At 42.7% G+C, this 25,523-nt stretch carries 24 protein-coding genes and 1 other RNA gene; 7 read left to right on the top strand and 18 right to left on the bottom strand.

The window, feature by feature from the left end:
• Positions 1-54 precede the first annotated feature (54 nt).
• Both LCY76_RS11185 and LCY76_RS11180 read left to right on the top strand, forming a co-directional pair.
• Complete coding sequence (locus LCY76_RS11185; RefSeq protein WP_248252693.1) at positions 55-453, top strand: reverse transcriptase-like protein; 399 nt, start codon at positions 55-57, stop codon at positions 451-453.
• Positions 450-1,373: a DMT family transporter gene (locus LCY76_RS11180; protein WP_248252692.1), complete on the top strand. Its 924-nt coding sequence runs from the start codon at positions 450-452 to the stop codon at positions 1,371-1,373. Before LCY76_RS11185 ends, LCY76_RS11180 begins: the two co-directional genes overlap by 4 nt.
• Here the strand turns inward: LCY76_RS11180 and LCY76_RS11175 are convergent.
• From LCY76_RS11175 to LCY76_RS11165, 3 genes are all read right to left on the bottom strand, one after another.
• Positions 1,370-2,263: a 5'-3' exonuclease gene (locus LCY76_RS11175; RefSeq protein WP_248252691.1), complete on the bottom strand. Its 894-nt coding sequence runs from the start codon at positions 2,261-2,263 to the stop codon at positions 1,370-1,372. The two genes, LCY76_RS11180 and LCY76_RS11175, sit on opposite strands and share 4 nt — an antisense overlap.
• A gap of 210 nt (positions 2,264-2,473) precedes the next feature.
• A non-coding RNA gene (gene ssrS, locus LCY76_RS11170) (6S RNA) lies at positions 2,474-2,659 on the bottom strand.
• A gap of 34 nt (positions 2,660-2,693) precedes the next feature.
• The gene (locus LCY76_RS11165) at positions 2,694-2,834 is read right to left on the bottom strand and encodes a hypothetical protein (protein WP_248252690.1); all 141 of its coding nucleotides are present in this window, start codon (positions 2,832-2,834) and stop codon (positions 2,694-2,696) included.
• 114 nt (positions 2,835-2,948) lie between these two features.
• On the opposite strand from LCY76_RS11165, the gene LCY76_RS11160 reads away from it, so the two are divergent.
• Both LCY76_RS11160 and LCY76_RS11155 read left to right on the top strand, forming a co-directional pair.
• On the top strand, positions 2,949-3,200 hold the full coding sequence (locus LCY76_RS11160) for a DNA alkylation repair protein (protein ID WP_248252689.1): 252 nt from the start codon (positions 2,949-2,951) through the stop codon (positions 3,198-3,200).
• A 105-nt stretch (positions 3,201-3,305) separates the two neighbouring features.
• A complete protein-coding gene (locus LCY76_RS11155) occupies positions 3,306-3,695 on the top strand; it encodes a hypothetical protein (RefSeq protein WP_248252688.1) in 390 nt (129 codons plus the stop codon).
• 26 nt (positions 3,696-3,721) lie between these two features.
• Here the strand turns inward: LCY76_RS11155 and LCY76_RS11150 are convergent, their stop codons facing one another.
• The 10 genes from LCY76_RS11150 to LCY76_RS11105 all read right to left on the bottom strand — a co-directional run bounded on the left by LCY76_RS11150 (position 3,722) and on the right by LCY76_RS11105 (position 13,890).
• Positions 3,722-5,014, bottom strand: coding sequence for a peptidase (locus tag LCY76_RS11150; RefSeq protein ID WP_248252687.1), 1,293 nt, complete (start codon positions 5,012-5,014; stop codon positions 3,722-3,724).
• A gap of 20 nt (positions 5,015-5,034) precedes the next feature.
• The gene (locus LCY76_RS11145; protein ID WP_053354349.1) at positions 5,035-5,697 is read right to left on the bottom strand and encodes a 3-oxoacid CoA-transferase subunit B; all 663 of its coding nucleotides are present in this window, start codon (positions 5,695-5,697) and stop codon (positions 5,035-5,037) included.
• On the bottom strand, positions 5,664-6,389 hold the full coding sequence (locus LCY76_RS11140; protein ID WP_248252686.1) for a CoA transferase subunit A: 726 nt from the start codon (positions 6,387-6,389) through the stop codon (positions 5,664-5,666). Before LCY76_RS11140 ends, LCY76_RS11145 begins: the two co-directional genes overlap by 34 nt.
• A 19-nt stretch (positions 6,390-6,408) precedes the next feature.
• Entirely contained in the window at positions 6,409-7,776 is a 1,368-nt protein-coding gene (locus tag LCY76_RS11135) for an aspartate aminotransferase family protein (RefSeq protein WP_248252685.1), read from the bottom strand.
• 67 nt (positions 7,777-7,843) lie between these two features.
• Positions 7,844-8,122, bottom strand: coding sequence for a YokU family protein (locus tag LCY76_RS11130; protein ID WP_248252684.1), 279 nt, complete (start codon positions 8,120-8,122; stop codon positions 7,844-7,846).
• Between the two features lie 10 nt (positions 8,123-8,132).
• Positions 8,133-9,557, bottom strand: coding sequence for a lysine 2,3-aminomutase (kamA, locus tag LCY76_RS11125; RefSeq protein WP_272885596.1), 1,425 nt, complete (start codon positions 9,555-9,557; stop codon positions 8,133-8,135).
• Positions 9,558-9,725: 168 nt separating this feature from the next.
• Positions 9,726-11,126: a sigma-54 interaction domain-containing protein gene (locus LCY76_RS11120; RefSeq protein WP_248252683.1), complete on the bottom strand. Its 1,401-nt coding sequence runs from the start codon at positions 11,124-11,126 to the stop codon at positions 9,726-9,728.
• Between the two features lie 68 nt (positions 11,127-11,194).
• Entirely contained in the window at positions 11,195-12,058 is an 864-nt protein-coding gene (ablB, locus tag LCY76_RS11115) for a putative beta-lysine N-acetyltransferase (RefSeq protein ID WP_248252682.1), read from the bottom strand.
• A gap of 104 nt (positions 12,059-12,162) precedes the next feature.
• Positions 12,163-13,005, bottom strand: coding sequence for a PHP domain-containing protein (locus LCY76_RS11110; RefSeq protein ID WP_248252681.1), 843 nt, complete (start codon positions 13,003-13,005; stop codon positions 12,163-12,165).
• A gap of 48 nt (positions 13,006-13,053) precedes the next feature.
• The gene (locus LCY76_RS11105; protein ID WP_248252680.1) at positions 13,054-13,890 is read right to left on the bottom strand and encodes a sulfurtransferase; all 837 of its coding nucleotides are present in this window, start codon (positions 13,888-13,890) and stop codon (positions 13,054-13,056) included.
• 94 nt (positions 13,891-13,984) lie between these two features.
• Between LCY76_RS11105 and zwf the strand changes: the two genes are divergently transcribed.
• A complete protein-coding gene (zwf, locus tag LCY76_RS11100) occupies positions 13,985-15,505 on the top strand; it encodes a glucose-6-phosphate dehydrogenase (RefSeq protein ID WP_419714990.1) in 1,521 nt (506 codons plus the stop codon).
• 28 nt (positions 15,506-15,533) lie between these two features.
• Here the strand turns inward: zwf and bcbE are convergent, their stop codons facing one another.
• Positions 15,534-16,799 carry a bacillibactin exporter BcbE gene (gene bcbE, locus LCY76_RS11095; RefSeq protein WP_248252678.1) on the bottom strand — a complete coding sequence of 422 codons (1,266 nt, stop codon included), beginning with the start codon at positions 16,797-16,799 and terminating at the stop codon, positions 15,534-15,536.
• 168 nt (positions 16,800-16,967) lie between these two features.
• On the opposite strand from bcbE, the gene LCY76_RS11090 reads away from it, so the two are divergent.
• Positions 16,968-18,137, top strand: coding sequence for an aminotransferase A (locus LCY76_RS11090; protein ID WP_248252677.1), 1,170 nt, complete (start codon positions 16,968-16,970; stop codon positions 18,135-18,137).
• Positions 18,138-18,177: 40 nt separating this feature from the next.
• Here LCY76_RS11090 and LCY76_RS11085 read toward each other — a convergent pair whose 3' ends face one another.
• Positions 18,178-18,450 (bottom strand): DUF2533 family protein, encoded by a 273-nt coding sequence (locus LCY76_RS11085; protein ID WP_336606252.1) that lies wholly within the window; start codon positions 18,448-18,450, stop codon positions 18,178-18,180.
• A 172-nt stretch (positions 18,451-18,622) separates the two neighbouring features.
• Here LCY76_RS11085 and LCY76_RS11080 point away from each other — a divergent pair, with 172 nt between their 5' ends.
• Positions 18,623-19,147: a hypothetical protein gene (locus LCY76_RS11080; RefSeq protein WP_248252675.1), complete on the top strand. Its 525-nt coding sequence runs from the start codon at positions 18,623-18,625 to the stop codon at positions 19,145-19,147.
• 35 nt (positions 19,148-19,182) lie between these two features.
• On the opposite strand, the gene LCY76_RS11075 is transcribed toward LCY76_RS11080, so the two are convergent.
• The 3 genes from LCY76_RS11075 to cshA all read right to left on the bottom strand — a co-directional run bounded on the left by LCY76_RS11075 (position 19,183) and on the right by cshA (position 25,129).
• The gene (locus LCY76_RS11075; protein ID WP_248252674.1) at positions 19,183-22,866 is read right to left on the bottom strand and encodes a dynamin family protein; all 3,684 of its coding nucleotides are present in this window, start codon (positions 22,864-22,866) and stop codon (positions 19,183-19,185) included.
• Positions 22,867-22,978: 112 nt separating this feature from the next.
• Positions 22,979-23,530: a GNAT family N-acetyltransferase gene (locus LCY76_RS11070; protein ID WP_248252673.1), complete on the bottom strand. Its 552-nt coding sequence runs from the start codon at positions 23,528-23,530 to the stop codon at positions 22,979-22,981.
• Between the two features lie 93 nt (positions 23,531-23,623).
• A complete protein-coding gene (gene cshA, locus LCY76_RS11065; protein ID WP_248252672.1) occupies positions 23,624-25,129 on the bottom strand; it encodes a degradosome RNA helicase CshA in 1,506 nt (501 codons plus the stop codon).
• Positions 25,130-25,523 lie beyond the last annotated feature (394 nt).

The following is a 25,523-nucleotide window of genomic DNA, read 5'->3' as shown; positions in this document are numbered from 1 at the left end:
ATTTCTTATTGTATCCCATTTCGCTATAATAGAAAAAAACAGGAGGGGATCGGATTGATCGAAGTGTATATTGACGGAGCAAGCGCAGGAGATCCGGGTCCATCCGGAGCAGGCATCTTTATTAAACTAGGAAATGGAACGGTTGAAAAACACAGCATTCCGCTCGGAAGCTTATCCAATCATGAAGCGGAATTCCGCAGCCTGCTTCTTGCTTTAACGATTTGTGTGGAAAAGAACTATGACCCGGTTTCATTCAGGACCGATTCTCAAGCGGTGGAAAGAGCGGTAGAAAAACGGTTTGCCAAAGACAAACGATATGATCCCTTATTGCAGGAAGCCATACAAATGATTGATCAGCTGCAGCTGTTCTTCCTGAAATGGATACCGAGCAAACAAAATAAGGTGGCGAATGATCTTGCTCGAAAAGCTGTCCAGCTCAATGAAGTGCAATGAAAAGAAAAATAGCAGATTCCGGTCTTCTTCTTGTTGCATTGGTGTGGGGAACAACATTTGTCATCGTTCAAAAAGCGGTTGCCTTCCTCCCTCCGTTTGCATTTAACAGTATCCGGTTTTTTTTGGCTGCCATAATATTGGGAGGCTGGATCGTTTTTGCAGCACCTGACAAGAAGCAGTTTCTCAAGCGTAAACGCATCTGGCATAAAGGGATCTCACTCGGCTTCTGGCTATACCTGGGATATGGATTTCAAACTGTCGGATTAATCTACACGACATCGTCGAAGACTGCGTTCATCACGGGATTGAGTGTGGTTGTTGTTCCCCTTATGGCCGTCTTTTTATTAAAACAAAGGCTGACGCTCTCCTCTGCAATCAGTGTAATAATGGCAGTAGCAGGTCTGTATCTTCTAACAGGAGGAAGCGGCTTAGCTATGAATAAAGGCGACTTTTTCGTCCTGCTATGTGCATTTTCATTTGGCATGCATATTGTGATGACTGCTAAATTCGCTTCCGGTGCCCCTGTTTTATGGCTAACACTCATTCAGCTGGCAACCGTCTCATTCCTGAGTTTGATCACATCGCTCTCCATTGAAAACTGGAAACCCGCTTTCAAGTGGGACATCATGCTCCAGAAGGAAGTGATAACAGCTCTGGTCGTCACAGCTATTTTTGCTACAGCTCTCGCGTTTTTAGCACAAACCTATTTTCAAGGCTACACTACTCCAGCCCGGGTGGCTCTCATTTTTGCTCTCGAGCCCGTTTTCGGTGCTCTGACAGCTTATGTTTGGGCAAATGAAACCCTTGGGGCGAAAGGGATCACAGGATGTATCCTTATCCTTGCCGGAATGATCGCTGCTGAATTTCCATTTGCTAAAATTTTAAAGAAAAGAAAAACAAAAGAGTGGGTAAATTCTTAACCCACTCTTACATTTATCTCAAGCTCAGTAAGCTCATCCAACAATTTTGATTTATCTACTTTGATCTGTATCTGATCAAAATCAAGCTCAAGAATATCGGGAACATCGGTATATATTTTGCAAAGATCCTTGCTAAGGAACGCCATTTCTCTTCCAAGCTGAAGCTTTTTGAAATACCTTTTGTATTTCTCGTCCAGTTCATCTACCTTATGATAGATGCCCTCAACATTTCCATACTGCTGAATGAGAGGCAGAGCTGCCTTTTCACCTACACCGGCAACACCGGGAATATTATCGCTCTTATCCCCTAACAGTGCTTTTACATCTACCCATTGAGACGGTTCAATGCCATAGTCTGATTGAAAATGAGTCAGCGTATACTTGGTTTCACCCTTCTTTGCAGCGATAAGCTGAGATGTTTTTCCGCATAGCAGCTGAAGCAAGTCCCTGTCGTTACTGTAAATGATGCATTCCCCTTCTCTTTCATCTCTCCATTTTTGAACAAACGTCCCAATGATATCGTCGGCTTCATATTTTGGAACCGTAAACTGAGGAATACCTAAGCTATTAAATAGGGAAACTGCTGTTTCATATTGCTGAATCAAAGGTTCCGGCAATTCATTCCTGGTTCCCTTGTAATCTTGATATTTCTGTTTGCGCAGCGTTTCGTTTCTCTTTACATCCCAAGCGATGGCTAAGTGAGTCGGTGTGTGGATCCTCACCAATTGCAGCAATTTTTGAATTTTAGCGCGCAGACCGTTTATAAACAACCCTTTAGAGTTGCGTTGAAGCTGATGAAGTTCTTTTCCGTAAGCCGTAGCGAAATAACACCTGCTCAGTAAATTAAACCCATCAATCAGCAATAGTTTCTCATGTTTTTCATCAACCATTTCATTCACCGTCCCGCATACCCGGCCATCTAGTCTGCCAGGTTATATTTATTTCATAAAAAAACCAAATATTTTTATATGTTTTTTTAAAAATGAAGTTTTTATTTGAAAATAAATGAAGTTTTTATTTGAAAATAAATGAAGTTTTTATTTGAAAATAAAAACTTATAAAAAAAACTTATTTTACGTAGTTGTAAAATAAGCTGTTTATGTATGTCCGCTCTGCCGTAACTCATCCTGTCTTAAAACCCGTTCTCACAGGTGGGTATCCGCAGCTGTATTTTCATCTTCCTCTAACGAATGGAGAGGCACGATGTATTCAACAGACATTTAGGATTCCCTTATTACTCATATCGGTTTAAGACAAAATAAGAGCTACTAACATCGCAGACTGTAATTATAACGCCATATTTAAATTTTGTAAATAAGTTTACTTCGTTTTCTTGCCATGGCGATGGCCGCTGCTTCTGGCATCTTCCATAGCAGCAAATTCAGAATCGCTTCGCTGTTCCATTTGTTTCGCATTGTTGTTGCGCTGGGCATTGGCATTTCCTTTTTTCTGTTTTCCCAATGTTTTTCAGCTCCTGTTATATAGAGTATAACTATTGTTTCCATTCGTCAAAAATAAATGAGTAACATAATTTTCCTGACAATGGTAACCCTATGAACAGGAGGTTGATGTACAATGTCAAATGCTTATTTATGCCCAAACTGTAAAACCAATCGTACAAGGTTTAATCTGATCGCGCAAGTTCCGCAGTCTGTAAAATTAGATCCGTCAACAGGCTCGGTTGTCAATCAGTACGAAAATGCTGAAGACTTGGATCCCTTCCATATTCCTTACAACGGAGCGGAAAGACTTGTGCAGTGCGCTGCTTGCGGAGTCATCGGGGAAGAAGCTTCATTTATTAAAAGAGCACAGCACAACCCTCGTTAAAAAGATGAACAGTCTTGTTCATCTTTTTTTTGGCTGAAAAAGGAAATCAGTCTAACGCGGCGAAAATGAAAATGTAGAGTAAATACCAAAGGAGGAATAAAGCGATTGCACGCTAAAAGTCCAGGATCCCATTTGTTTAAAATACCGAGATGCAGCATTCAAAACGATGAGTTTCAAATTGTCTCTCAATATTATGAAAGCGAATACTTGGCCTACAGAACATTTATTGTTTCAAAATTAGGAACACCCTATCTCCTTTATGAACTCGGCATTACATACGGTGCTGCGTACGAGCTGAATCAGTCGTATCCTCTGCGTGTTCCGGCCTTTCTGCTTCCTCTTGGATTAAATTTTGTTTATGAAATGCTTACAGCTCCCTGCCCGCCCCATTGTTCATCCTTAATCACGAAACAGCATATCACCTCACTTACTATTCATTGGAGCAAGCTCCCTCCGATCACCGATCATTTCACTTCTCATTCATTCCACAGTTAAAGAAAAAAAACCCGCCTCAGCAGGTTTTACGTATCTTTTTTGACGAGCAGATCTTCTTTTGTTTCTGTTTCAATCCCGCCGCACCAATCCATAATCGTTAAAGTGATAATTTCAGCCGCCTGAAAAATTTTATCCAGCTCAATATGTTCGTCCGGATAATGGGCAACTGAAGTTACTCCAGGCCCGAATACAATGCTCGGTGTATGGCCGACAGATGTTAACAACCCTCCGTCTGTTCCCCATGGTGATGCTTCAATAACAGGTTCACACTGACAAATTTCAGTAAAACGATTGGACAAAAGCTTCATGAGATCATGGTCTTGATCAATGCTGCCAGGCAGCCACTGTGCTCCAAACCATTCCACAGCCGGAGGATGTTCTTTAAGCCATTGATCGTTGAGGCTCGCCATTCGATCTTCCAGCTCGCCTTTCACATCCTCAAGTGATTCACATGGAGCCACACCTATTCTCCCTTCAATAACGATATGATCGGGAACAGATGATGGCCATTCACCGCCTGATATTTTCCCTAAGTTAATCGGTACAGGAATAGGAATATTTTGATAGAGAGGATCTGTAATTCTTTCATTTCTTGCTTTCTCAAGGTCCTGCAGCTCCTTAACAACAATCATCGCCTTTTCAAGCGCGCTGACACCTTCGTATCTTGTTCCTCCATGGGCGGATCTGCCGTACACATTTATCCTGAACCACATGGATCCTTGCTGGCTTGGAAATATCTTCATATTCGTCGGTTCCGGAATGATAGCAGCATCTGCCGTATATCCCCTAAGAATAGCGGCAAGTGTACCTGCCCCTCCGCTCTCCTCTTCCATTACACTATGGAAAATGACATCTCCTTTTAACGGAACGTTCAGATCCTTTAAGCATTGTATTGCTAGAAGCAGGCATAAATTTCCGCCCTTCATATCTGTCGCACCTCTGCCATACAGTTTTCCGTCCTTAATTTCACCGCTATAGGGATCGTTTTCCCATTGGCTGAGATCACCTGGAGGCACGACATCCACATGCCCGTTCAAAACGATCGACCGCCCTCCTCCGCTTCCTTTTAAAATCCCCGCCACGTTAGGGCTGTTTGAGAAATCTGTTCTCGTCGCACAAAAATAAGGATGCCGGAAAAACGCTTCGTCATCCGGATGCCAAACATCTACTTCCAGACCTATATCCTGAAGCTTATCTGCGATTAGCATCTGGACTTCTTTTTCTTTTCCCTGTTCACTGTTCGAACGTACCATCTTCTGCAAAAATGAGATGGCTTCTGGCTTTTTGCTGTCCATCCACTTTTGAATTTCCTTTTTCATGTTCACCCTCCTGCCGTTTTTTACTGAAAAGTTCCGATCTGATCGAGAATTTCTAAAGAAGCACCCGTTGATTTCACCACATCATCAACGGTATAGGGATGCATAATTTCTCTTAGTACAAGCTTTCCATCCATCACGTCAATTACGGCTTTTTCTGTAATGATCATGTGAGCGCCTTTTTGCACCGTAAGCGGCAATTTGCATTGTTTTACGATCTTTGGATTGCCTTCTTTATCCGTGTGATTCATAAGAACGATGACCTTTTTAGATTTTTGTGCAAGGTCTATGGCTCCCCCCATGCCCGGCACTCTTTTTCCGGGTACAATCCAATTGGCGATGTCCCCTCTTTCACTGACTTCCAGAGCTCCTAATACGGTAATGTCCAGAAGTCCGCGCCTTATGATGCCAAAAGCTGTGGCACTGTCAAAATAGGATGCCCCTGAGATCAAGGTGACAGGATAACCTCCGGCATTGGAGAGGTTGCCGTCTTCTTTCCCCTTTTCTGGTGATCCGCCCATGCCTAGAATTCCATTCTCTGTATGAAGCATGACACCGTGGTCATTCGGAATGTAATCCGCAACTAGCGTAGGTATGCCGATGCCTAAATTGACGATCGTTCCTCTATCAATTTCAAGTGCTGCCCTGCGTGCTATTCGGTGCCTTGTTTCAATTCCCAAACCCATTCCCAATCCACCCCCTTGCTCTGAACGATATAATCCACGAAGACACCAGGCGTTATAATACATTCCGGATCCAGTTCACCTGCGGGTACGATTTCTTCTACTTCTGCAATCGTTATGTTGCCTGCCATAGCCACGAGAGGATTCGTATTTCGCGCGCTTTTATCGTAGACTAAATTTCCATAGGTATCGGCTTTTTGTGCATAAACGATAGAAACATCGGCTGTAAGGGCAGGCTCTACCATATAAGTCGCTGAGTTAATATCCACTTTCTGCTTCCCGGATTCAACGACCGTTCCAAGGCCTACATCTACTAAAATTCCCCCAAGGCCCATCCCGCCGGCCCTGATTTTCTCGGCCAGGGTGCCCTGAGGAATAAACTCCACAGCCAGTTCACCGCCGTGCATCTGTTTACCCGCTTCCGGATTGGAACCGATGTGGGAAGCGATAAGACGGCTGATCCGCTTCTCAGTGATCAGTTTGCCCGGTCCGATCCAAGGAAAGCCGGTATCGTTGCTGATCATAAAAATATCCTTGATGTTTTGGTCAAGAATGGCATTGATTAAGCATGGCGGAGCCCCCACCCCTCCAAACCCCCCTACCATCAGCGACATGCCATCATAAAAAAGAGCAGCTGCTTCTTCCATCGTGATGAGCTTTGTTTTTAATGTTGTTTCATTGGTATTGGACAGCATGGTTTTAATCTCCTTTCTTCTAGCTCGTTGCTCGATGAATCACAATTCCTGAAGATACAAGATGGTTCATTAATTCTTGCAAGCTTTCATCCAAAATTCTTAATATCTCGTAAACTTGAAAAGAAGTAACAATTAATGGCGGAGAAATTAACACAGCATCTCCCTCGTATCCGGTAACTCCTCCGAAAGCAGGATATATGATGAGTCCATTGTTGAAGCAAATGGAGATCAGCTTTTCCCCTACACGGTCGCTGACAGAAAATGGCGCGTGGTTCAGTGCATCATTGACAAGTTCTAATCCGCATAAGAGACCTTTACCGCGAACATTGCCGACAAAAGAGTATTTTTGCTCCAGTTCTTTCAATCCATTTAATAAACGTTCTCCTTGTTCCTCGGCATTCTGAACAAGATTTTGTTGTTCCATATATTCCATGACTGCACAGCATGCCGCTGCAGAAAGAGGGTTCGCACTGAAGGTGTGCCCGCTCATGACCACTCTGGATCCTTTTCGTATCACATTAATAATGCGGTCGGACACCACGGTTGCCGCCATTGGGGTATACCCTGCACTGAGCCCTTTGCCGAGGGTCATAATATCAGGCTCTATTCCCCAGTGGTCGATAGCAAACATTTTTCCTGTTCTGCCCATCCCCGTCATCACTTCATCGGCGATGGTTAAAATATGATACTTGTCACAGATCTCTTTCACTTTTTCATAATAGCCCGGAGGAGGTACAATCGCGCCGCCTGCAGCGCCAATGATAGGTTCAAAAATAAACGCAGCGATGTTTTCAGGCCCAATCTGTTCAATTGCACGTTCCAATTCGTCAGCACATTGTAATCTGCATCCGGGGTATGTATTTTGCAAAGGACATTGGTAGCAATAAGGTGCGGGAACAGCCGGGAAATCTTCAAGCAGCTCCGAGAATCGCTCTCTTCTCATATGATGGCCGGACATCGACAGAGCTCCCAGTGTTATGCCATGATAGCTGGTCCATCGGGAAAGTATTTTTGTTTTCGTGTAAATTCCTTGTTCCTGGAAGTACTGGATCGCTACCTTTAATGCGGTTTCCGTGGCTTCCGATCCGCTGTTGACAAAAAAGGTCCAGTTCAAGTCACCAGGAGTCATACTTGCTAGCTTCTTTGCCAGTTTTTCTGCCGGCAGACTTGTGAAGTGCGAACGGTAAACGAAGGCAACCTGCTTTGCTTGTTCATATATCACATCCGCGATTTCTTCCACACCATGGCCGATGTTTGCGGTTACGGCTCCTGAGGATCCATCGATATACCGATTGCCGTTTTCGTCATATAAATAGATTCCCTCTCCGTGACTGATCATGGGATAGCTTGCATCCAGCACCGGTTTAATAATTCCTGTTTTATCCATGATGGGCACTCCTTCCATTCATGATGGAAAAGCAACGGAAATCCGCTGCTTTTCATTGAATGCATATTTAATAGGATTTAAAGTAATTTTTCTTTAAAAAACGTTCTTGAGCCATTAATTCTTTGAACGTCAAAACCTGATTCAGCTTTTTTGTATCAATCAATAAAAGCTGATCTTCAATTTCTTCCACGATTTCATCTTCATGATATTCCATACTGCAAGACTCGCAATAAAGAGCCGGGATTTCTTTTATTTGAAGTGCCCGGGTACCGTCATGCAGTTCCCAGTATCCCGTCTTGGTAATTTCTTTGGCTGAATGATCATTGCACCACATGCATTCCTTCATGAGCGGCCTCCTATGCTTCTTTCACTGTGCCATCATCCTGAGTGGCTGTTTCTTTTTTCAGTTCATGTTTGAATTTCTTTTCTTTCATTTCGTCCCGTTTTTCCCGTTTATCTTTCAGAGTGGCATGTTCAGGGTTCGTTTCGTATGTTTTTCTTCGGTCAAACCGGTTTAAGCCTTCAGGAACGATATTGAATTTCTCATCCTTCATAAGTGCTGTTATTCCTATTGCGGCCGGCTGCTCTGTAATACCCATGGTCTGGTTAAAGTACTCATCTGCCAATCCGGCTTTATAGTTTTGAGGTTCGGGATAAGACGTGATAACTCCTTCAAAGTTTCGTAAAATTACTTTATCAGGGCTCTGTGAAATCAAATAATTTGGCTGAAGAGAAATTTTGCCTCCTCCACCCGGTGCATCCACAACAAAAGTCGGAACAGCATATCCGGACGTGTGGCCACGTAATGCTTCTATGATCTCCAGCCCTTTTGAGACAGGTGCACGGAAATGTCCGATGCCTTCAGATAAGTCACATTGATAAATATAGTAAGGGCGTACACGGATCTTTACGAGATCATGCATCAGCTTTTTCATAATATGCGTGCTGTCATTGATTCCAGCCAGGATAACAGACTGGTTTCCGACCGGTACACCGGCATTTGCGAGCATTTCACATGCCTTTTTGGATTCCTCTGTAATTTCAATGGATGTATTAAAATGCGTGTTGAGCCAAACCGGATGATATTTCTTTAAGATGTTGCACAGATTTTCGGTAATTCGCTGCGGAAACACGACAGGAGCACGTGTTCCGATCCGAATGATTTCCATATGGGGGATTTCTCTTAGCCTTTTTAGAATATATTCAAGAATGTTGTCATTGATTAATAAACCGTCTCCTCCAGAAATCAGGCAATCTCTCACCTGCGGAGTCGCTGCAATATAATCAATGGCTGCGTCAAGCTGCTTTTTAGGTACACCCATTCCGATCTGTCCGGAGAAACGTCTTCTCGTACAATATCTGCAGTACATGGAGCATTGATTGGTTACCAGGAATAGCACTCTGTCAGGATAACGGTGTGTCAGTCCAGGAACTGGAGAATCTTCATCCTCATGCAGGGGATCTTCAAGATCATATTTTGTTTTCAAGATTTCCTTTCCGATCGGTACGGACTGCATCCGGATCGGACAGCGCGGATCATCCTCGTCCATCAGCCATGCATAATACGGGGTGATATTTAAAGGAATCGTCATGGTGGATATACGAACGCCTTCCTCTTCTTCAGGCGTTAAGTTTACGACTTTTTTTAAGTCTTCAAGATTTCTTACCGTATGTGTCAGCTGCCAGAGCCAATCATTCCACTGCTCTTCTGTGACGTCCTTCCATAACTCCACTTCTTTCCAATGTCTTTTTGGCTGGTACAATCCATTCACGATAGGCATTGCGTTACCTCCTTGTATACTTGGCTCATTAATCTATACTTGCAAGTTCCGTGCCAAAATGAATGATACTGAAAAAAAGCCTTAGATCCCTTATTATTCTGATAATGATAATGTATGCGCCTATCCACTTGTTTGGGAAAAAGAAAAAACTGCCGAAAATCCGGCAGTTCAGTGTGCATTGATTTTTAATTTATATTGCAGTGTCTGTCTCGGTATTTTGAGCAGTTGTGCAGCTTTCTGAATATTTCCATCCGAAGCAGAAAGAGCCTTGGATATCAGCTCGCGTTCCCGATGAGCGAGAGCCTCCCTAAGAGGAGGAATGGGTATTTGCTCAATAGAGCCTGCAAGAGAAGGAGTGGCCAGGAGATGATGAGGCAAGTCTGCAACTTTTATTTCCTCATTATCATCCGCCATATTCATGGCATATTCGATCACATGTTTCAGCTCCCTGACATTACCTGGCCATGGATATTGCTGAAAAAGATGGAATGCTTCTTCTGAAAGCCCCTTAATTTGTTTTTTGAATTGAACATTATATTGAGAAATAAAGTGCTCCGCAAGCAGATGAATATCTGAAATTCGATGCCGCAATGGAGGAATTTCAAAAAAAATCACGTTCAGCCTGTAGTATAAATCTTCCCTAAGTTTATTTGATTTAACACATTCTGAAGGGTGTTCATTCAATGCAGCCATGATCCTTACATTCACTAATTTGCCCTGAACAGCACCGATTCTGCGGACTACCCCATCCTGAAGGACCCTCAATAATTTTGCTTGGATATCAAGAGGCATAGAATTGATCTCATCTAGAAACAGGGTTCCACCATCCGCTAGTTCAAAAAGGCCCGGCCGGTCGACAGCACCCGTAAAGCTTCCCTTCACTGTACCGAATAAAATACTCTCCAAAAGCTGTGATGGAATTGCAGCACAGTTCTGGGCAATAAATGGTTTGTTTTTTCTCAATGAATGATTATGTATCCCTTGAATAAGAACTTCTTTTCCGGTTCCGGTCTCCCCGAAAATAAGAACGGGTGAGGAAGTTTCAGATACTTTCTTCGACAGTGACTTTAACTGATCAATCTGGGGATCAGCTGAAATAAAGTCCTCTAAGTGATAAGATGCATAATGACCATTTTTTATGGTTACGGAACGGTCTTTATGAAACTGCGCCTGCATATCAAGAAGCTTCTCTGACAATTGTTTTATTTTTGTAAGGTCCTTTGATATTTCAATCGCACCGATCAGTTCCCCGTCAACGATGAGCGGCAGCGTCGTGTTGACCGTATCGACCCGCTTGCCGTTTACGTTTGTATACGTTTGATGCTGGTTGATGATCGGTTTTCCTGTTTTAATAACGTTCAGCAATGTACTGGTTTGCTGATTTAATGAAGGAAAAGAGTATAGGACGTGCTGGTTTAGCACTTGAGGAACTTTTAAACCATCAAGCCTTGCGGCAACTTCATTATAAAAAATGGTCATTCCGCTGGCATCCACTGCATGAATTCCTTCATCAATCGTCTTTAATATGGCTTTTAGCATCTCAATGGTTTCAACCGAGTCTTTAAACATAGGCACCTCCACTCTGAATCAAAAGAACAAGCTGCTCAATTTTCATCAGGATTGCCGAAATTTCGGCACTAATTTGCTGACAGATCTCTCATCCAGAGATTCATGTCCTCGTATTTATCAAAAATCAGGCAATTTTTTGTGAATCTCCCTTGATATTTATAGCCTCTTTGAAAAAAGACAGCATTCATTCCAAACGACAAAGAGCGTGCGATGGAATAGGCACAATAGATTTTACGGTTCTTCAGTTCCAGTTCAAGCTTCTCAATCAAGATCTTCATCAGACCAAATTTTCGGTGTTCAGCCAATGTAGCACAGTCTGTAAGTTCTGCATTGTGATATTGCATATTAATATCCGCAGAGGCAGCACTTACAATTTCTTTATTCTGTTCGATCACATAATAAATGGTCCCCTGCTCCATTGTATTTTTAATATAGGAAGGATCATTCATTGGAGTGGGATATACTTGGAATACCTTTCCATATAAAGTGGATAGGCCTTCTGTATCGTTTTGGTCAGCTAATCGGATAAGGTAGTTTTCTGGCAGAGAATGTCCGCCGGATTTACCCTCTGGAAGTTCAAAAATTCGATCCATAATCTTATCTTCCTCTACCCAATAGTCACTTCGCTTCCTTTCGTTCGTGTAATATCGGCACATCGCCACAGCGTCGCTTCCATTAAAATACTGGCTGAATACGGCTTCAGGCAAAAAGCCCAATGCTAGAAAAGCTCCGACATGTTCTGATTTAGCCTTAATGATCACTTTTGAGAAATCATGCTGAACAGCCAGTTCGTTGACTTCAGCGGCCAAGGAAGAAATATTTCCCCGATAATCATCCACTCTCAATCGTTCATTAAAGTAATCCAGAAATATCTCAGCTGTTACATCTTCTTTATTAATTTCTGTTTGTTTATAAAACGTTTCAGTTTGCATCTGATTATTACCCCCATTTCTACCTTGTTTATTCCATAGCCATTTGTTTATTCCTTTAAAAATTTGAAATGAAAGGCGAAAAGAAAAAACTGCCAATTGGCAGTTTAACGATATTTTATTGATAAGCTTTTTAACTTTTCTACTGTTATTAAGTCAGAATATCGATTACCAAGGTCTCCGTGAAAAACTTTTCCGTTACGAACTCCATGATAATCACTGCCTCCTGTAGGAATTAACTGATAGCGCTCGGCAAGGTTTCGATAATGCACTTCCTGCTCGGCCGAATGATCCGAATGGTAAGCCTCGAGCCCTGCTAATCCATGCTCCTTCAACTGCGGAATCAGTTCGTCCTGATCATATAAACCCGGGTGAGCCAGAACAGGGACACCCCCGGCATCAAGAATAATTTTTACGCCTTCAGCCGGTGAAATTCTCTCAGTGATGGCATAAGCCAGCTTCCCTTTGCCTAAATACTTATCAAATGCTTCTCTCAAAGAGCTGATGATTCCTTTCTCCATCAGTACTTCAGCAATGTGAGGACGGCCAATATTGCCACTGGATGATTTCCTTTTTGCTGTTACTTCTTCCATGGTGATTGAGATTCCGAGTTCCTGAAGGTTTTTTACAATCTTTTCATTTCTCTTATTTCTGACAGTACGGAGTTCCTCCAGCTTTGAAAGGAATTCAGCATTCTCATGGTCAATGAAATAACCAAGAACATGAATATCGTGTCCGTTGTCGAGCGTACTGATTTCAATTCCTGGGATACATAAAAAGTTTGAATGGCTGGCAGCCTCGCCGAGTGCTTCAGAGACGCCTGAAACCGTGTCATGATCGGTAACTGCAAGCCCGCCAAGTCCTTTTTCTGCGGCAAGTCTGACGTTCTGAGCAGGCGAGTTTACTCCGTCTGATGCGGTTGAATGGGTATGCATGTCGATGTTTGCCATATTTATTTCCTTTCAATTCATACTTAAAATACGGTACGTGAAATTATTTTATTGTTTTTCAATTTTATTATCCGGATAAGATATCCAGTCACTCCAGCTTCCAGGATATAATCTTACATTCTCGATGCCGGCTTCGTCCATGCCGAGTATATTGGCGCACGCCGTTACTCCAGATCCGCAATAGACGATCACTTCAGGTTTTTCTTTCAGACCTTTATGAACACTCTTCAGCTCTGATGAGTCAAGCCATTTACTTCCTTCACTCACGTTCTTTAGCCACGGAATATTCACCGCTCCTGGAATATGCCCCGCTTTCTTATCGATCGGCTCATGCTTACCTTTATACCGTTCTGGGTCTCTTGAATCAACAACGATGGCTCCCTTACCATCTTTGAGCGATGCTAGTCTGACTTCTTCCATACTGACCGTTCTCCATTTGCTTTCTTGAGGAGTAAAAACCGTTGGCTGAAGAACCGTATTCTCAGACGTCACTGGGTACCCTTTCCTTTCCCAGGCAGAAAAACCAATCTGCAGGACAAAAACCTTCTCACTGCCCAGAAGCTTCAGCATCCACCATAACCTTGCAGCATATGAGCCTCCCTGATCATCGTAAGCAATAACGGTTTTCTTTTCATCAATTCCTAAACGTCCAAACGCTTGCGACATTTCTTTTTTTGACGGAAGCGGATGGCGTCCTCCATGCTCTGTGACACTCCTTGACAAGTCTTTTTCTAGATTTACATAAATTGAACCTGGAATGTGTCCCGAATCGTACTGTTTCCTGCCTGCCTCCGGGTCCGATAGATTAAACCTGCAGTCACAGATGACCAGGTCTGAGCGCGATAAATGAGACTCCAGCCATTCTTGTGTTACAATATTTTTCATGAGGCGACTCCTTTCGATAAAATAATAAACGTTATTTTTATGAAACATAGGGGAAACTGATGTCATAAGCAATATTAGCAAAGTGAGGATTGATATTATGAACAACCATATTCCAGAAGCCTGTATCGTACTTTTCGGTGCTACAGGAGATCTGGCTCACCGTAAACTGTACCCTGCACTCTTCCAATTGTACCAAAAGCAAAAGCTTAACGAAAAGTTTGCTGTCATCGGTGTCGGAAGAAAAGAATTTTCACATGAAAAATTTCAGGAAGATGTGAAACTTTCTATATCCAAAGAGAAAAACATCCAAAATGACAAAGTGGATGAATTCATCTCCCATTTTTATTTCCTGCAAATGGATGTAACCAACGAAAAAAGCTATCAAGATCTAAAAGGCCTTGCTGATGAACTAGACAGCAAATACAGCCTTGGCGGAAACCGAATGTACTATCTTGCGATGGCTCCGCAATTTTTCGGTACCATTCCTTCCTTCTTAAAATCAGAAGGGCTGACTGAGACGGAAGGCTGGCAGCGCCTGGTCATCGAAAAACCTTTTGGCCACGATCTTCAATCAGCCACTGAACTGAATGAGCAGCTTCAGAAGAGTTTTCCTGAAGAAAGCATCTACCGTATCGACCACTATCTTGGTAAAGAAATGGTCCAAAACATTCAGGTCATCCGCTTCGGGAACGCAATCTTTGAATCGATATGGAACAACAAATACATATCCTCTGTTCAGATCACCTCCAGTGAAACACTTGGTGTTGAAGACCGCGCATCCTATTATGAAAAATCCGGTGCGATATTGGATATGCTGCAGAACCATATGCTGCAGATGGCCATGATGGTTGCTATGGAGCCTCCCGGCGGATTGGATCCCAAATTAATCCGCGATGAAAAAGTTAAAGTGCTTCGTGCCCTGCGTTTCTACAATGAGGACGAAGTTGCTAAAAACGTGATCCGCGGACAATATAAGGAAGGCACAATGAACGGAAAAACCGTTCCTGCTTACGTGGATGAAGAGAATGTAGATCCTGCTTCAAAAACGGACACATTTGTTGCGGCTCGCGTGTTTATTGATAATTTCCGCTGGGCCGGTGTACCGTTCTACCTTCGTACAGGTAAACGTATGGCAACAAAGGCAACAGAAATCGTGGTTCAGTTTAAGAACGGACCAATGGCGCTCTATCACGAGCATGATGACCATTATCAGCCAAACCTACTGAGAATTCATATTCAGCCGGATGAGGGCTTGAGTCTCTCGCTGAACGCGAAGCCTCAAGGTGATTTCCCTGCCCTTCTGCCGATCAACATGAGCTATTGCAACAACTGCCATAATGAATTGAACAGTCCTGAGGCATACGAGAAACTGATGCACGATTGCTTGCTCGGAAATTCAACGTACTTCACGCGCTGGGACGAAGTGGCTCTTTCTTGGGAATTTATTGATGGAATTACAAATGCCTGGAGGAATGGAAATGTTCCTCTCTACAAATATTCTTCAGGAACAATGGGTCCTCTTGAAGCGGAAGAACTATTGAACGAAGACGGCTACACTTGGTGGCCGCCAACGAACCTTAGAACTGATCTTAGAACTGATCGCGATGAAAAATAAAAAGCTCACGGCATCTGCCGTGAGCTTTTTAATGCAATGCAGGGTTCAGCGGTTTTGCCGGCCCTTCTTCTTTTTTGCCTTTCTCGCCTTTTTCACCTTTTTCCTTTTCAGGCTTAATCGCAAAAAAAGCAAGCAGTGCAGCAAAAAGACTGACACCCGCGGATGTATAAAATACGATGGAATGATCGGACTTCATAATGATCGCATAAATGGGAGGTCCGAGAGCAACGCCGACGAAGCGCATTGAACTATACAATGATGTGATGGTCCCTCTCTCTTCTTTCTCTATACCTTCTGTGATTAAAGCGTCCAGACATGGCAAGGCTGATCCAATTCCTATTCCGCTGACAAAAAGAATGGCAAGCAGGAAAAAGAGTCCATCTGTAAACGTAACACTCAAGATCGAAAAGGCAAGCAGCATGATTCCCCCGAAAGTGAGCCATTTCATGAGAGACTTGCTCTGGCCGATCTTCTTGCCAGCAATATATGAAGAAATAGATAACGCAAGAAGCGGAATGGCTAATACGAAACCCTTTTTAATCCCGTTTATGCTGTATTCTTCTTCAAGTGTTGTGGATAAATAAAATAAAACGCCAAACAGCACAAACATGATGATCCCCCCGATTGCAAATATAGCGATCAGCCATTTGGCGTTGTTCTTGAACGTTTTTTTAAACGATCGTAAAAATTTCTTGAAAGCCGGCGGTGCCTGTTCTTCTTTCTTTGGAGTTTTCACAAGAAAAAAAACAAGGCCGATGGAAATCAAGCAGAAAATGGGGATAAACCAAAAAGGAAGATGCCAGATGAAGGTTGCCAATATAGCCCCCACGATTGGGCTCATCACTTTACCAAACGTATTGCTCGTTTCGATTAGGCCGAGCCCTGAGCTTACATCCTTTTCATCATCAAACATATCCCCCACCAATGGGAGTACGACCGGAGCTGCTCCTGCTGAACCGATCCCCTGCAGCAGCCGTCCGGCCAGGATAATGTAATATGGATCATTCATTTTCCAAGAAGCCCAGCCTGTTACGAGCCCCCCGATGCCTGCTATGATCAAGCTTGGAATGATGACTTTTTTTCTGCCCAGCCGATCGGACAGGTAGCCCGCGATAGGAATAAGGATGATAGCCACTATAGAATATACCGTAATGATCATCGAGACTTGAAAAGAAGATATATGCAGTTTCTTTTCAATCGAGGGCAGTACAGGGATCAACATTGAGTTTCCCAGCGTCATTACCAGCGGGATTGATGCAAGTGAAATTAAGTCCAGCTTTTTTTTCGATTCCATATTCTCCTCCAGATCCAAATAGCATACAGGCTTTTTCTTAGTATGGTTTTCACAGCTTTTTACATACAAGAAATTCAAACCATTGACTCTAAAAGGAGTTTAAAGCTAAACTTAAAAACAACAGACATCCGCTGCTAAAAGCAATAGGATAAAGAAAGGAAGAATGAGTTGGAACATTTATTGAACCCCTCGGTCAGACATATTCAAATATCGGGGATCCGTACGTTTTATAACCTTGTCAGCCAATATCCGGATGCCATTTCTTTTACCCTGGGACTGCCTGACTTCCCTACTCCGGAGCATATTAAAAATGCTGCCAAACAGGCCATTGATGAAAACAAAACCGTGTATTCTCATAATGCCGGTTACTTAGAGTTAAGGAAAGCCGCCTCTTCCTTCTTGAATGAAAAATATGGAATGAAATATCATCCTGAACATGAAGTGATCGTAACGAACGGTGCCAGTGAGGCAATCGACATTTCTCTGCGTACGATCTTAGATGAAGGATGTGATGTCCTGCTGCCGGGTCCTGTATACCCAGGCTATGCTCCTGTCATCGAGATGTGCAAAGCGAACCCAGTTTATGTGGATACCACAAAAAACGGCTTTAAACTAAACGCCGAGCTGATTCAGGAACACCTCACACCAAATACAAGGTGCGTGATCCTGCCCTATCCTTCCAATCCAACGGGCTGTATATTATCTCCCGGCGAGCTCAAGGAAATTGCAGATGTACTAAAAGATCAGGATGTTTTTGTACTATCCGATGAAATCTACAGCGAACTCACGTACGAACACGAACATGTCTCGATCGCATCGATGCCAGGGATGAAAGAAAAAACGATTGTTATCAACGGGCTCTCCAAGTCACATTCTATGACCGGATGGCGAATCGGCCTCGTCTTTGCCCCCGCAGAGATTTCAAAACATCTATTAAAGGTGCATCAATACAATGTAACATGCGCTTCAACTATTTCACAGATGGCTGCGATTGAAGCATTAACAGCCGGCAAAGACGATGCGCTTCCCATGAAAAAAGAATATAGCAAGCGTTTAGAGTTTGTCAGCAGAAGGTTAACTGAAATGAAACTGCACGCCGAAAAGCCAGGAGGAGCTTTTTATATTTTCCCTGATATCTCTCCATATGGGATCACTTCACTGGAATTTGCCACAAAGTTATTGGAAAAAGAGAGAGTAGCCGTAGTTCCCGGTTCAGCCTTTTCTGAACTGGGTGAAGGCTATATCAGGATTTCTTATGCAGCATCTATGGAACAGCTTTCTGCCGGTTTAGACAGGCTGGAATCCTTTTTAAAATCCCTATCCATCCCTAATCCTTAATTATTTTAGGAAATCATAAAAAAAACCAGGCATTCAATCTTTACAGATTGGACGCTTGGTTTTTCTTGTGCACATATTCCTTTACCATGTGTTCTGTGATTAATTTCCGCTGAGGAACAATCCCCTTTTGAGCGAGCAGGTTCATTTGTTTACTTACTTCATTAATCTCTTTCACATTGAAAGGAAGTCCTTTTCCGCATTGCTCAACCGTGATATCGATCAAATTTTCTCTTCTTTGTTCCAGCATCAGAAATTCTGATACAATCGCATGCTGCCTGCTGGAATGTTTGCTGATCTCTTGATGTACACTCATCATTTTTCCTCCTCAAACCTCATCTTTGGTTTAGTATACCATGTGATTGATTAACATTCATTTTTCAAAACATTTTAAATAATTTATCATTTTACAACTGACTGAAAACATAATAAACTAGATTTTGCCGGTCGATTTCTAGAAAATTACATATTTAGGGAGGTTTTGTGATATGAAGAAATTTATGAGTATTGCCGCAGTACTTTTGCTTGTGTTTAGCGTAGGATGCAGTCAGGAAAAAGAAGCAAAAGGCCAGGATAAACCAAAATCAGAAACTTCATCGGACAAAAACAAAGAAAAATCCGCAGTATTGGATTTTGAAGTTGAATTAGGAGCAAAACTGCGTGAATATCATGCGCCGTTCAATGCCTATGCAGCAGCTCTTGATCCTGAAAAGAAAACACCAAAAGCAGACCTTGAAAAATTAGCTGCAGCAGCCAAGGACTCTGGAGAAAAAGCAGCGAAAGAAATCCCTGAGCTGAAGGTTCCTTCTTCCTTGACGAAAGAAGATCAAGAAGTTTTCAAAACAGCTTTCAAAGACCTTAGCCAATCGTATAAGACAAGAGCTGAAGGCCTAGGAAATGAAGCGAAAACAGCAGACGCTGACAAACAGTTCAGTGCTTTTGCCGAAAAAGTAAATACAATCCATAAAAAATTAGGATTGATTGAAGCAAGCTTTGTCAGTGAGATTCAATAAGAGCAAAAGGAAACCGTCTAAACGGTTTCCTTTTTTTATAATTGATTCAGTTCCAGTAGGCTTTTCTTCATCGTTTCCAGAAGTCCGGGAGTTTCAAGCGCTTTAAGCAGCCCTTCATAATAAAGAACAGCATCTCCTTTTCTACGGCTGATTTCGGAATGCACAGAATCATTAAATGATGAAAGATAATACGTATAGAACACTCCTGCACTATCATCCACAAAAGTTTGAACCGGGTTTTCCATCATGGTGTACATCTTTTCCATGATGTTTTTCTTTCCCCCTTCTTCAAAGAAATGACGTGCATTCTTAAATTCTTTAAGAATCGTTTCTTTTCCCTCGGCCTCGTGAAGCTTCGTTTCAATTTCAAGGCTCTTGAACTGAATATCCTCTTTACCCATGTGATACTCCGGACCATTAAACCTTTTCAATGCCTGATCCATTTCCTCGTGCATCTCACTGAGCAAGTAAAGAATGTATTTTTCTACCCTGAGTATGGTTGCCCTCGATTCCTGATGCAGATCAAATTGAATCCTCTGATGCAGTTCTTTCCAGCTTTCATGCAAAGCGTTCTTTTGTTCTTTTACCGATCCTGTGATCACAGAAGAGTTGAATGCCTCATTGAAAAATTCGGTAAACCGAAGCATAACTCTTTGTTTTACATAAAACAGCAGCTCATTGATCTCTTTTTGCAAAAGCTCTTCTTTTTGCTGCAGAGAATAGCCTTCCATCGTTTGCAGCATGTTCGTGCATGTATTTTTAAGCTCTTGTGACTTTCTTTCACGGTCCTTTTGACTGGAGGCTGCTTCGTCGATCAGCCGCTCCAGCATAAACTTGGATTGCTGGAATTGGTTAATCGCTGAATTCACCAGCACATCTGCAAGGTCTTCTTTTAAGAAGGACATAAAGGCGTTCATGAACGGCAGGAATCCTGTCCGCTGCAATAGTTCCTGCCCTTGTAACTCTTGGTATTTGCTTCCGAGTCGGTTTCGTTCCTCCTGAGACAGTTCACCCGTTGGTTTTTGTCCCAGCAATGAAAAATAGCTCGACATCGGATACAGCTTTGGATGTCTAATCCCGAACCGGCGCAAATTATCACCGACGTGTTCCACAACATCGATGAGCTCTTCACTATCCTTCGCCAGATCTGATGCATTGATCACGAAGAACATTTTATCCAGTTCAAAGGTGTCTTTGACACGTCCGAGCTGGATCAGAAACTCACGGTCAGCGGCTGAGAATGCATGGTTATAATAGGTTACATAAAGTATGGCGTCTGATTTTTTTATAAATTCAAAAGCGACGTTCGTATGGCGGGCATTGATGGAGTCAGCTCCCGGTGTATCCACCAATGTCACCCCCATCTTTGTCAGGGCGCAATCATAATAGACCGATACACTTTCTGTAAAACATGCCTTTTCTTCATCGGCAACGAATGCCTTAAACTCTGCAGCGGAAATAGACATTTCGGTACCCATCTGCTTTTCTATGGCACTGAACCCTCTATGGACCGCCATTAAAAATTGAAGGTGCGGACGAAGCTTATCAGAGCTTTTTCGGCTGTCAATCTGGCCCGCTGCCTGTATGGCTTCGAGAATGTTTCCTGCCTTTTTTCCAAAATGAGACAGTGACAGGTTGATCTCATCTAAAAGATCTTGTTCTTTTTTAAAATAAATGAGTGCTGTGCCGTGCTGATGCTCTTGATCAGGCGGAACAATCCTATTGATCGTGGCAGTCGTTGGATTCGGAGAAACGGGCAAGAGTTCTTCCCCGATCAGCGCATTGGCAAACGATGATTTTCCAGCAGAAAAAGCACCAAACAGCGAGACCGTAAAATCTCGGTTTAAAAGCCGTTCTGAAAAACGTTTCATATCATCAGAACGATTTTTCATCAACTCAAGCCTGGACAGGATGGCTGCTGCGGATTCAAGCTTTTCTGCTTCATCCTCAAGACGGGACGGCCCCCCGGTCTTTGCGCGGTTCACTGCTGTTTCTCCATTAGGGACGTTATCCAGTATTTCGGTTTCTTCTGAAGAATTGGCGTTTTTCTTTAAGTCTTCAACGGTAAGTTTAGAAACCTCCGCCTCTTGTGCTGCAAGAACGAGATCTGCTTCTTCCATCGCAACAGCATGGTTTTGTTCACTGTACAAGGCATCTAAAAGCATGCTTTCTGTGGATATCCATTTTTGTCTCACTTCTTTTGTTTTTCGCAGTGCAGCTAAAATATTTTCCTGCTCTGAGATCAGCACCTTGTACTGTTGAATCTCTGCTTGCGCGTTTTTTTCTGTCTCAATAGTGATCTGATCAAGTTCCGGCCGGTAATGCGACATAAAAGTACGCTTAATATCTTCCACGACATCATTGCAGTATTGCAAAACATAATTGCCGTTTAATGAAGCTCCAGGCTTGATAAGAGCAGCCAGCCGTTCTAGACTCAGTACCGGCTCTTCTTTCATTACAGCGGAATGTGCATGAAAGTAATCTTTAAGATGCCAGTTGATCTGTGTCTTTATGTTCTCCTGCACTGATTCATAAAAGGCATGAAGCCGTACATTTCGTTCGGCTTCAGTTTTTTTAGAGGCGAACAGAACGCCTACTTTAAAACTATCCTGCCGGCTCTCAATGTAGTTCTTGGCAAGTTCTCTCGTCTGAAAAGGCATAAGGATAGCGTTGTCCAGGATGTCTTTAAACCGTTTCGCGGCATCCGCTTTCTTTTGAACCACATCTTTTTCCAACGTTTCCATTTTACCAAGAAAATGAACAGCTTTTTGTTCACTCGCGTTTTCATCTTCACCTTCAGCTGTTTCAAATGCTTCTCTATTGCGGTCTTCATCAAGGTCAAGACAAGTTTGTACCGTTTTTCTGATCAAGCGCTCAGTTTCGCTGAAGGCGTTTTCCTGAATCCATTCCTCCTTCGCCAAATAAAATTTTTGGAAGAGCGTTTTGATCTCCTGAAGCTGGTTCCCGGAATGGCTGCGATCCATGATGGTGGTAAAAAAGATCTCTTCCGGTTCAATGTCCCAGCTCTTGAATCCGCTCTTAATTTTGTCTGTAAATTCACGGAAAGTGATCTCTTTTTCATTGTGTTTATCGATCTGATTCACGATCAGGTACAATTTCTTTCCCTGTTCTTTCAGCAGCCGGATAAAGGTAAAGTTCAGCTGTGAAAGAACATGGTTATAATCCATGATATAAAATACGACATCTGCCATATGAAGGGCAGATTCTGTTGCAACCTTATGGGCATCATCCGTTGAATCAATGCCCGGTGTATCATAGATGGCGATTCGGTCAGGAAGAATAGTACGGTCCACATTAATTTCAATACTCTCGATCTCTTCGCCGTTCTTTGCCCATTTTTTTATCTCTGACACGTCAATAGGTGGATCTACACTCACTATTCCTTTGTTTCTTAATAAGATTTTTGCTGAAGGGGTTCCATTTTGGACTTTCACCACATTTGCACTTGTTGGAATCGGGCTTGAGGGCAATATGTTTTCCCCGATGAGCTCATTGATCATGCTGGATTTACCGGCAGAAAAATGGCCGCAGAACGCGATGGCAAACTGCTGGGTTTTCACTTTTTCATACAAATCCAAGACCGCACCAGCTTCGCCCTTAGAACCGAGTTTTTTTAATTCACGGTAAGCTGCGGCAATGGATGAAGCCGCACTCTTTATTTGCTGTTCACTTTGTTCGGTGATTCTTGCTCTATTCATTGAACTCTCCACTTCTCCAATACCTTTGTAGTCCTCTTCACTTTACCATAATTATGTATGATTCTCTATGAATGAATCTATAAAAAGAAAACCGGGGCTGCCCAGTTTTTCGCTACTCGCTTTCTTTTTTTAGGAAACAGGCCATATACCATTCATCCTGCAGTTCTTGATTGATGATCACTTGTCCTTTTTGAACGCCTTCCACGGTAAAGCCAGCTTTTTCATAAAGCCTGATGGCGATTTTGTTTTCTGAGAAGACAGTCAGCCAGATCTTATAAAGTCCGTTCTCCTTCCCCCATTGGATGGAATAGTCCATTACCTCTTTGCCTATCCCTAAACCCTGTCCTTTTGAATTAATCCACGTTCTAAACATCCCCGTATGTTTTTTCATCGTAAGTTCTCCTTTAATGATACGGGCGATCCCGATCACAGTTCCCTGTTTTTCGATGGCGGTATACATATTACCTTTCATCCGGCAGTCACTGATAAAATCCTCTTCCTCACTTTTTGTGCGGGGCCTCTCTTTTTGTAAAAATTCTCCTGCATCAACGATTTCCTTTACTGCATCAACGATCTGCCCGGCATCTTCCATAACAACAGGTCTCAAGGTTATTTTTTCACCGTTCCTGGCATTAAATGTATAGGTTGAACCGATCATTTCCATCGTTATCCCTCCTATAGCTAGTATGCCAAAATCGGTTCATTGAAACCAAAAAATAAAAAAGGAACCTGCTGATTCGCAGATTCCTTTCGTATGTTATCTTGCTTTTTTATCTTCTCTCATGCGTTTTGGCGCACGGTATGACATGTCTCGGTTGCCGCCGCCTTGACGCTGTTTGTCACTGCGGTTGCCTCCGTTTCTTCTCTTGTCTCTTGATTCGTTGCTGCTGCCGCGCTGAGGGCGTCGGCGGTCTCCGAATCGGTTGTCACGGCGTTTTTTCACCGAAAGTGGCGGTTCGAATGTCAATTCGATCGGAGTGCTATCCGGCTCTTTAGTCAACAGTTTTAATGCTGCAGACAACAGGGATACGGAATCATGCTCTTCAAGCATTTCCATCGCTGTTTGTTTATAGATTTGGATATCTCCATCTTCAATCACGTTAAGCAGCTTATCAAGCGCCATGCGCTGCTGGCCTTCAATCGCCTCGTTAAGTGAAGGAACAGGACGTTTCACCATTTTACGCTTCGTGATTTTTTCAATCGTATAGAGGTGATCGATCTCACGAGGGGTGATGAACGTAACCGCATATCCTGTTCTTCCCGCACGTCCTGTACGTCCGATACGGTGAACATAGCTTTCAGGATCCTGTGGAATGTCAAAGTTATATACGTGAGAAACACCGCTGATGTCTAATCCGCGAGCTGCAACGTCAGTAGCGACAAGTACTTCAATCGTGTTGTTCTTAAACGCGCGAAGAACCATGTCACGTTTCGATTGCGGAAGGTCACCATGGATTCCTTCAGCAGAATAGCCTCTCTTGTTCAATGCTTCAGTCAATTCATCGACACGGCGCTTTGTACGGCCGAAAACGATGGCAAGCTCTGGAGATTGAATATCAAGCAATCGGGTAAGAGCATCAAACTTTTGTTTTTCTTTAACTTCTACATACTCTTGTTCAATGCTTTTAACCGTCATCTCACTTGCTTTCACACGAATGACAAGTACATCTTTCATGAAACGCTCAGCAAGCTTTTGAATCTGTTTCGGCATTGTAGCAGAGAAGAGCATCGTATGGCGCTCAGTCGGGACATTTTCAAGGATTGTTTCAATGTCTTCGATAAAGCCCATGTTTAGCATTTCATCTGCTTCATCAAGAACAACAGTATGAACGTCTTCAAGCTTTAATGTTTTTCTGTTGATATGGTCAATCACACGACCTGGTGTACCCACAATAATATGCGGATTGTTTTTTAGTGCTTTGATCTGTCTGACGATCGATTGTCCACCATAGATCGGAAGGGTTTTAATCCCCTTAAATTGGCCAATCTTGTTTAGTTCTTCACCGACCTGAACTGCGAGTTCACGTGTTGGAGCAAGAACGATTCCTTGAATTTTACGGGCTTTTACGTCGATCTTTTCGATCAACGGAATACCGAAAGCAGCGGTTTTTCCTGTTCCTGTTTGAGCCTGTCCGATAAGATCCGTTCCATTAAGAGCGGTTGGAATCGTATCACGCTGGATCGGCGTAGCTTCTTCAAAACCCATATTGTTAATTGATTTTAGCAATTCGGGACTTAAACCTAATTCACTGAATGTTGTCAATGTGTAACTGTCTCCTTTTTCGTCAAAACCATTTCCTTATACTTCCAAGTAAATCTCCTGAAATCATCTTTTACAATCTTAAAAATCACTGGTTTAGTGTTCAAAATAAAGATTATTAAACAAAGTAGGCCTTAAAAAAAGGCACATATTTAGATATAATATGCCCCTATACAGAAGTATATATAAACAGTTTTGCTTTACAATTTATTATCGAACATAACCTTAACATGACAGAAGAAATAATGCAACCTCTACATGCTGCAAACAAATCTTGCGGCATACATAATAGTGTATGCCGGTAAGGCTTTGTTGGCGATTCATGAACCATCAAGAATAATTTCCCTTGAGCATCACATGATAATGATTAGTCAATCCATATGAATCGGGGGGCATT

Origin of the sequence: Fictibacillus marinisediminis, assembly GCF_023149135.1 — a bacterium.
Classification (GTDB): domain Bacteria; phylum Bacillota; class Bacilli; order Bacillales; family Fictibacillaceae; genus Fictibacillus_C; species Fictibacillus_C marinisediminis.
Note: the sequence above shows the minus strand (reverse complement) of the source record. Positions and strands in the feature narration are given on the sequence as shown.